Genomic DNA, 8,401 nt, shown 5'->3' on the forward strand with positions numbered 1-8,401 from the left:
ATAGATAACATCCATACTTACTACGGAATCTTCCTCTTCCAGGGCTATTCCTTTCACTCCTTGGGCCGTTCGTCCCATCTGACGAACATCGGATTCTAAGAAACGAATACATAATCCGTTCTTAGTAGCCATAATAATATGCTCCCCGGCTTTGGTTAAGCGTACCCCAATCAATTCATCTTCTTCATTTAAGGTTATAGCAATCAGTCCATCCTTGCGTGATGAATCATATTCCTTTAACAAGGTTTTCTTGACAATGCCATTTTTAGTGGCCATAAAGAGATGAAAATCTTCATCGTAGGCGCGAATAGATAAAACTGCCGTAATCTTTTCCTCATTGGGATTAATATTTAAGAGATTAACGATGGCCGTTCCTTTACCTGTACGCCCTGCTTCGGGAATTTCGTAAGTTTTCAGGCGATATACCTTACCACGCGTCGTAAAGAAGAGAATATAATGATGAGTTGTAGTCGTAAAGAGATGTTCCACAAAATCCTCTTCTCTGGTGGCCATTCCTTGCACACCTTTGCCACCTCGCCGCTGGCTTTTATAGGTATTCAAGGGGATTCGTTTAATATATCCCCGGTGAGACATGGTTACAACTACTTCTTCATCATCAATCAAATCCTCAATATCCATATGGGTTGTATCAATAGAAATTTCCGTACGTCTTTCATCACCGAACTTCTCTTTGACTTCCTCAAGCTCTTTTTTAATAATATCGAGAACCATTTGTTCTGATTCGAGGACGGCTTTCAAATAGGCGATCGTCTCTTGCAGCTTTTGATATTGTTCCTCGATCTTTTCCCGTTCTAACCCGGTAAGACGCTTTAGGCGCATATCCACAATAGCTTGGGATTGCTTATCGCTGAGACCGAAACGTGCCATTAAATTGTCTTTAGCATTTTGCTCATCATCAGAAGTTCTAATGATATGAATTACTTCATCGATATAATCTAAAGCAATCCTCAAGCCCTCCAAGATATGGGCTTCCGCTTCAGCCTTATTCAGCTCAAAACGTGTCCTCCGGGTAATAACATCTTTTTGATGCTCAATAAAGTAATGAATAACTTGCTTAAGATTTAGCACTTTGGGTTGATTATCCACCAAAGCCAATAAATTAACCCCAAAACTGTCTTCCATTTGGGTATGTTTATACAGTTGGTTGAGAATGACTTGGGGATTCACATCCCGGCGCAGTTCAATGACAATCCGCATACCTGTACGGTCGGATTCATCCCGCAGATCAGTGATACCTTCGATTCTTTTCTCACGCACCAGCTCGGCGATTTTTTCGACCAAACGAGCCTTATTGACCATGTAGGGAATTTCGGTAACGATAATCCGCATTTTCCCTGACTTTTCCATTTCCTCAATGTGAGCTTTGGCTCGGATTTTGAAGCTGCCTCGGCCGGTCTTATAGGCAGAAATGATTCCTTCGGTCCCCATGATCGAAGCACCGGTGGGAAAATCCGGTCCTTTAATATATTTCATCAGCTCTTTAATTTCAATATCGGGATTATCGATCTGGGCAATAGTACCATCGATCACTTCCGTCATATTATGCGGAGGAATATTCGTAGCCATACCCACGGCAATCCCTGAAGATCCATTGACCAAAAGGTTAGGGAATTTGGCCGGTAAAACTTTGGGCTCCTCTTGTCTTTCATCATAGTTCGGTTGAAAATCTACCGTATCCTTATCGATATCAGCCAGCAAATATTGAGTAATTTTGGCCATCCGGGCTTCGGTATAACGCATAGCCGCTGCCGAATCCCCATCAACTGAGCCAAAATTACCATGTCCATCGACCAAGGGATAACGAGTGGAAAAATCCTGAGCCAACCGAACGACTGCATCATAGATGGAACTGTCCCCATGGGGATGGAATTTACCCATGCAATCCCCAACAAGTCTTGCCGATTTGCTATGTGGCTTATTCGGCGTCATGCCTAGCTCATGCAAAGTATAGATAATACGGCGATGAACAGGCTTAAGACCGTCCCTTACATCAGGCAAAGCACGACTGACAATAACACTCATGGAATAATCAATAAAGGATTTTCTCAATTCATCCGAAATCTCAATCGGAAGAACTTTTCCACCCTGCATTTCTGTTGACATGTGCTAACCACCCCTTTAAACATCCAGATTACGAACGTATTTAGCATTTTCTTGAATGAACTCACGCCTTGGTTCTACGATATCTCCCATCAGAATCGTAAAGAGTTCATCGGCTTTAATGGCATCATCCATCGTGACTTGGAGGATGGTTCTATTGGCTGGATCCATGGTGGTCTCCCAAAGCTGTTCGGGATTCATTTCCCCTAAACCTTTATACCGTTGAATTTCTACTTTTTCGCGACCGATTTCATCCTGAATCTTGGCCAACTCAGCATCGCTATAAGCATAGCGAATATCTTTACCCTTCTTAATCTTAAATAAGGGGGGCTGGGCAATATAGACATAGTTATTTTCAATTAAAGGTTTCATAAAGCGGAAAAAGAAAGTGAGCAGTAAGATTCGAATATGGGCTCCATCCACATCAGCATCAGTCATAATCACCAATTTATGATAGCGGGCTTTGCTAATATCAAAATCCTCAGAAATCCCCGTTCCCATAGCTGTTACCATAGCCCGAATTTCCGCATTGCTTAAGATCCGGTCTAAACGGGCTTTCTCAACATTGAGAATTTTACCCCGTATCGGCAGAATAGCTTGAAAACGGCGATCTCTACCTGATTTTGCTGAACCACCCGCACTATCTCCCTCGACAATGTACAATTCGCAAAGCTCCGCTTCCTTCCAAGAACAATCGGCCAATTTTCCCGGTAAGGCGCTGACCTCTAAAGCACTTTTTCTTCTGGTTAATTCTCTAGCTTTACGAGCCGCTTCGCGAGCCCGGGAGGCTTGGATGGATTTTTCAATAAGTTTTTTACCCGCTACGGGGTTTTCCTCGAGAAATACCGACAAACTATCTCCTGTTATGGAATCTACGATTGAGCGAATTTCTGAGTTCCCCAATTTAGTTTTGGTTTGGCCTTCAAATTGAGGTTCAGGAACCTTAACAGAGATAACCGCAGTTAAACCTTCCCGAATATCCTCACCGGTAAGATTGGTTTCACTATTTTTAAGAATATTGTTCTTTCTGGCATAATCATTTATTACCCTGGTTAATGCAGATTTAAATCCGGACTCATGGGTTCCCCCTTCTTGAGTGTGGATATTATTGGCGTAGGAAAAAAGATTTTCCGCATAGCCATCGTTGTACTGCATGGATACTTCAACCAGAACTCCATCCTTTTCTTTTTCAAAATAAATTGGTTCAGGATGCAAAACCTCTTTAGTGCGGTTAATATACTTAACAAAATCGTAAATTCCACCGGTATGATAATAAACTTCCTTTTTGTCCTCTCTTTCATCATTTAAGGTAATTGAGATCTTTTTGTTCAAAAAAGAAAGTTCCCGCAAGCGATGAGCCAGGGTATCAAAAACAAAAACCGTATCTTCAAAAATTTCCGGATCCGGCGCAAAAACAATTTTGGTCCCTGTTTGCCCTGCTTCTGCTTTACCGATAATGGTGAGCTCTGTCATGGTTTTCCCACGCATAAACTCTTGGTGATAAATATTACCGTCCTTCTTAACTTCAACATAAAGCAACTTAGATAAGGCATTTACTACACTCATGCCTACACCATGAAGACCACCGGAAACCTTATAAGCACTGCCGCTGAATTTTCCTCCGGCATGCAGAACTGTTAAAGCCACTTCAACAGCCGGTTTGCCTAGCTTAGGATGAATATCTACCGGAATACCACGACCATTATCCACTACGGAAATACTATTATCCTGATGAATAGTGACTTCGATGGTATCACAAAAACCTGCTAAGGCTTCATCTATACTATTGTCTACAATTTCATAGACCAAGTGGTGTAAACCACGTAAACTTGTAGAACCAATATACATGCCCGGACGTTTACGAACTGCCTCCAGGCCTTCGAGTACTTCAATCTGCCCTGCATTATAATCATTGCTTGGAATATGTTCCTTTGTTTCAGCATTCTCTTGCAAAGCTGATCCCTCCCAAATCATCCCTCTATTATTAAACATCTAACCTTTTAATTATACGACTTATTAGAACTTTATTCAAATAAAGGAAATTGCAGATGTTTTAATTAAAATGGAAGAAACCTTACTCAATGCCTTTGAGAGGTTTCTTCTATTTTTACTTATTCTTCATATACATTCGCGGAGCGTTTCAATAAGGTAGTGGATGATATGGGAGAAAAATAATTTCCGTCCATTGTTAAGATCAGTGATTTTTCTTTCCCTACTTCAGCTATATAATTTATTGTTTGTTCTTCTTTAATTTTACTTAAAAATTTCTGTGAAGTTCCGTTTTTCATAGCCGTTTCCAAATCTAAGATAGCAATAACTTTTTCCTGATTAACGAGTATATCTCCACCCAAATGTAAAAACATTTAATCAATCCTCCTAATTTGCCCTTTTTCAACTTTAAGCAATAAGGATGCACTAGCGGTAAGGGTTTCCGCACTGGTCATGGTTATAATTGTTTGTTGTAAATTTTTCACATAATCTAGTAAATAGTCTCTCCTAAAACTATCCAATTCAGACAAAACATCATCAAGAAGCAACAAAGGATATTCTCCTTTTTCTTGATATATTACTTCTAATTCAGCGAGTTTAATGCTTAAGACAATTGAACGCTGTTGTCCTTGTGAGCCATAATGACGGGCCGACTGTTGGTTTAACTTAAAAATTATATCATCTCGATGTGGACCGGCTAAAATAACTTTTTTTTCTATTTCCGAAGCTAGTTTTTCCTCCAGTAGTTTAGGGAAGTATTCTAACGCTTCTGCCAAAGAGCTTTTACCTAAAGAATGATATTCCATGGAAAATACTTCTTTGCCCGAAGAAATCTGTTTGTAAATCTCTTCACTGGTTGCAGAGAGTAGGTTTGTGAATTCCCAACGGTTTTTCATGATTTCTGAACCAATTTTGAGCATCTGATCATTCCAAAGCTCTATTTGGCTTCTAATTCCCGCGAAAGGACGTTTTAGAAGGGCATTTTTTTGTTGGAGAACTTTATTATAGGCATTTAGAAGCTGTATATGCTTAGAATGATGTTGGGCAATATGAAAATCCAGGAACCTTCTTCGTTCAGCAGGTCCACCTTTAACCATGATTAAGTCATCAGGAGAAAAAAAGACAACATTAATGGTTCCTACATACTCTGATAGCTTTCTACAGGGAACCTTGTTAATTTTTATTATTTTCCTTTTTTCTTGGTAGTGGCTCTCCAAGCGTAGTCTTCGCTTCCGGGCAATAAAATCTCCATAAAGATGAAAGCCGCTTGCTCCCCAACGAGCAAGTTCCTGTTCGCGATGAACACGATACGACTTCCCAGTCAAGAGATAATAGATACCTTCGAGAACATTAGTTTTTCCTTGGCCGTTTTCACCTTGCAATATGTTTAATCCGGGTTTAAATTGGACTTCTTGATCGGTGTAATTCCGAAAATCTTTTAAATGAAGCCATTTTATTTCCATTTCTTCCTGCCGGCTTAAGAGGTACGAACGGGTAAAGCAAGATAAAGATAATTAGGATCATCCACAGGACGAATAATTCCCGGACTAAAGGGACCGGATAACTCAAAAATAAATTCCTGAGAATCAATTATTTTAAGTACATCAAGTAGAAACTTTGAGTTGAAGGCAATTTTAACATCATTGCCTTCTTTTTTTATCTCCATTTGCTCAGAAATTTTACCCAATTCGGAGGTTTGATCAATAGATAAATGCTCAGAATCTACGGAAAGCTTGATAACACTGGTAGAACTCCCATCTCGAGCCAATAAAGAGGCCCTTTCCACTGAATCCTGAAAAAGCTTAGTAGAAAGCAAAATCTTGGTCTGACAGGATTGGGGAATTACCTGTTTATAATTTGGAAACTGTCCTTCAATTAAACGCGACAGAAGTTGAACATTACCAAACTGAAAAATGATTTGGGCATCATTAAAACGGATTGTTAAGTCCTCATCATCTTCTTTAAGCAAACGATTGATTTCTCCTAAGGTCTTTGCGGGTATAATTCCTTGAAATTTAAAACTTTCGGGATTCGCTATTTCAGCAACCCGATAGGCTAAGCGATGAGTATCGGTAGCGATTAAACGAATATTGGAATCTTCAATTTGCACCAAACATCCGGTAAAGACGGGACGGCTTTCTTCTGTAGAACAGGAAAAAATCGTTTGTCTAATCATATTTTTAAAAATTGCTACCGGTAAATCAAAAGATTCTGTATCAAAAAGATCCGGTATTAAAGGAAATTCTTCGGGATCATATCCTCTGAGGGATAAATCTGAATCATAGTAATGGATATTAATTAGATCGTTTTGCATTTCCAATTCAATTAAATCATCAGGTAATTTGCGTACCAAATCTGAAAAGATCCGTGCGGGAAGTACCGTAACTCCTTCCTTTTCGACCTGAGCCGGTACCGAACAACGTATCCCCATTTCTAAATCTGTGGCTTCAAAAATAAGAGACTGTCCTTCAGCCTTAATGAGAATACCTTGTAATACCGGTTGGGTGTTCTTAGACGATACTGCTTTTTGGACAGTATTAACCCCCGTTAATAAGGATTCTTTAGAACAAGAAATTTTCATGTAACAGCCTCCTATTATAAATAAAAAAATTATCAACAGTGGAATATTTTTATGGGAATAATAATAAGATATAAAATCAGTAGTATTAATAGTATAGCTTGTCTCTATGTGGATAATTGGTTTAAATCAAGGGTGCAGGCGGTTTTATAATGAGCAAAAACATGTGGATTAATAAGGGGTGTTATCCACATGTCAACATACTCGTTTTTAGATTAATTTTATCCAAAAGTCATGTACAGCTTATCCACAAGATAACCAAAGCTTATTCGGATTGAATAATTTGTATTAGTTCATTTATTTTTCTATCCAATAAAGGTTCCTTGCGTCTGGCCTCGCTAATTTTTTCGTGGGCGTGTAGTACCGTAGTATGATCCCTGCCGCCGAACTCGTCTCCGATTTTTGGTAGAGAATTATCGGTAAGCTCTCGGCATAAATACATAGCAATTTGCCGGGGAAAGGCTACCGACCGAGTTCTTTTTTTTGCTTTAAATTCGCCCAATGATAAATGGTAGTAGTCTGCTACCGCTTGTTGAATCATTTCAATACTGATCTCTTTAGGAGTGCTGACCGGAATAATATCTTTAAGTGCTTCCGCAGCAGTTTCAACGGTGATCGGCTTGGAAGCAAAGGTTTCATCGGTACTAAGTGAGCCGAAGGCCATAACTCGAATTAATGCACCTTCAAGTTCACGGATATTGGAATGGATTTTATCTGCAATATAAAGCATAACCTCATTATCTACTTCTAGATTTTCCAGTTTGGCTTTCTTCCGTAAAATGGCGATCCTGGTCTCTAAATCAGGGGGTTGAATATCTGTAATTAAACCCCATTCAAAACGAGAGCGTAGGCGATCTTCGAGAGTAGGAATTTCTTTAGGTGGGCGGTCGGAGGAAATAATAATTTGTTTATTGGCATCATGCAGAGCATTAAATGTATGGAAAAATTCCTCCTGTGTCCCTTCTTTACCGGCTAGGAATTGAATATCGTCGATTAATAAAATATCCACATTGCGATAGAGATTACGGAACTCAATGGGGTTTTTATCACGGATTGACTCAATCAATTCATTAGTGAATTTCTCACTTGATACGTAAAGAACTCTGGTGCTGGGAGAACGTTGAATGACTGCATTGCCGATTGCATGCATAAGGTGAGTCTTTCCCAATCCGACCCCACCATAAATAAATAAGGGGTTATAGGCAAGAGCCGGAGATTCAGCCACTGCTAAAGCGGCAGCATGGGCAAAGCGATTGCTGTTGCCGATAACAAAGCTGTCAAAAGTATATTTGGGATTCAGTGTTTTATTGGGGGGGACCACCTTTGGGTCTAGGGAGTCTTTGGGCTGATCTTCTTTTAGGAGTGTAATATCTTGTACCGGGGCTACAATAAAGCGTAGATTCAAGGATTGACCAAGAATAGAGTGAACAGTGGAGCGAATTATGGGTGCATAGCGGCTCTCCAACCAATCCTTAGCAAATTCATTAGGAACTCTTACGATCAGTGTATCTCCTTCAATGTCGAGAAGATCCGTCGAACTTAGCCAGGTCTCAAAACTGGGTTTAGATAGCTCAGTTTCTAATTTTGCCAGGGTTTCTTGCCAGAGAACTTGTAGTGAACGGGGTGGCATTAAAGGACCTCCCTTGTCGAAATATATATAATAATTGACAATAAAAAAGTTATACACAAACTTATACACATTTGTGGATAACT

Annotated in this window: 6 protein-coding genes; all 6 read right to left on the reverse strand. The window is 39.7% G+C overall.

The genetic code is table 11. The annotated features are described in order from the left end of the window. Nucleotides 1-2,124: DNA gyrase subunit A (gyrA, locus tag AC1U9U_RS13960; RefSeq protein ID WP_479961165.1), on the reverse strand; the 2,124-nt coding region annotated here is incomplete at its 3' end. 15 nt (nucleotides 2,125-2,139) lie between these two features. Then, on the reverse strand, nucleotides 2,140-4,074 hold the full coding sequence (gyrB, locus tag AC1U9U_RS13965) for a DNA topoisomerase (ATP-hydrolyzing) subunit B (RefSeq protein ID WP_479961166.1): 1,935 nt from the start codon (nucleotides 4,072-4,074) through the stop codon (nucleotides 2,140-2,142). 158 nt (nucleotides 4,075-4,232) lie between these two features. Continuing rightward, nucleotides 4,233-4,484: an extracellular matrix regulator RemB gene (gene remB / locus AC1U9U_RS13970; protein ID WP_479961167.1), complete on the reverse strand. Its 252-nt coding sequence runs from the start codon at nucleotides 4,482-4,484 to the stop codon at nucleotides 4,233-4,235. Then, nucleotides 4,485-5,573 carry a DNA replication/repair protein RecF gene (recF, locus tag AC1U9U_RS13975; protein ID WP_479961168.1) on the reverse strand — a complete coding sequence of 363 codons (1,089 nt, stop codon included), beginning with the start codon at nucleotides 5,571-5,573 and terminating at the stop codon, nucleotides 4,485-4,487. A 14-nt stretch (nucleotides 5,574-5,587) separates the two neighbouring features. Beyond that, nucleotides 5,588-6,691 carry a DNA polymerase III subunit beta gene (dnaN, locus tag AC1U9U_RS13980; protein ID WP_479961169.1) on the reverse strand — a complete coding sequence of 368 codons (1,104 nt, stop codon included), beginning with the start codon at nucleotides 6,689-6,691 and terminating at the stop codon, nucleotides 5,588-5,590. A 262-nt stretch (nucleotides 6,692-6,953) separates the two neighbouring features. Continuing rightward, nucleotides 6,954-8,318, reverse strand: coding sequence for a chromosomal replication initiator protein DnaA (dnaA, locus tag AC1U9U_RS13985; RefSeq protein ID WP_479961170.1), 1,365 nt, complete (start codon nucleotides 8,316-8,318; stop codon nucleotides 6,954-6,956). Between the last annotated feature and the right edge of the window lie 83 nt (nucleotides 8,319-8,401).

Source organism: Desulfitobacterium sp. (genome assembly GCF_982384815.1).